1 protein-coding gene and 1 pseudogene are annotated in these 465 nt (G+C 62.8%); both read left to right on the forward strand.

The annotated features are described in order from the left end of the window. Nucleotides 1-157 (forward strand): annotated as a pseudogene (locus EOD07_RS37075) (transporter); the annotation flags it as partial. A gap of 93 nt (nucleotides 158-250) precedes the next feature. Next, nucleotides 251-465 (forward strand): ATP-binding cassette domain-containing protein (locus tag EOD07_RS37080; protein WP_127238545.1); only part of this gene is annotated, 215 nt, incomplete at its 3' end.

Genomic DNA, 465 nt, shown 5'->3' on the forward strand with positions numbered 1-465 from the left:
GATCGATCCGATGAACGACGCCAAGCGTTCGGGTTTCAACCCGATGAGCGTGCCCTTCGTCGACAATGGCTTCTCCATCGTCTCCAAGGACAATGCGGACGACTTCTACTGGGACAAGTACCTCAAGCGTCGCGGCACCAAGGGCATCGAGGAATAGTCTCGATCGCCGCCCCGGCCTCCACAAGGCCGGACCAACCGGGAAGGAGGCTTCGGCCTCCTTCCTCCCCCGCAAGCATCGCAGGAGCATGGCGTGACCCAGGCGCCCATTCTTGAAATCCGCGGCCTGTCCAAGGCGTTCGGCCCGGTCAAGGCACTGAGCGGCGTGCGGTTCGAGCTGCGGCGCGGCGAAATCCATGCGCTGTGCGGCGAGAACGGCGCCGGCAAGTCGACGCTGATGAACATGATCGCCGGTGTATTGCAGCCCGACGAGGGCGACATCCTGATCGATGGTGAGCGCATTTCGAT

The sequence above is a fragment of the Mesorhizobium sp. M2C.T.Ca.TU.002.02.1.1 genome, assembly GCF_003997225.1.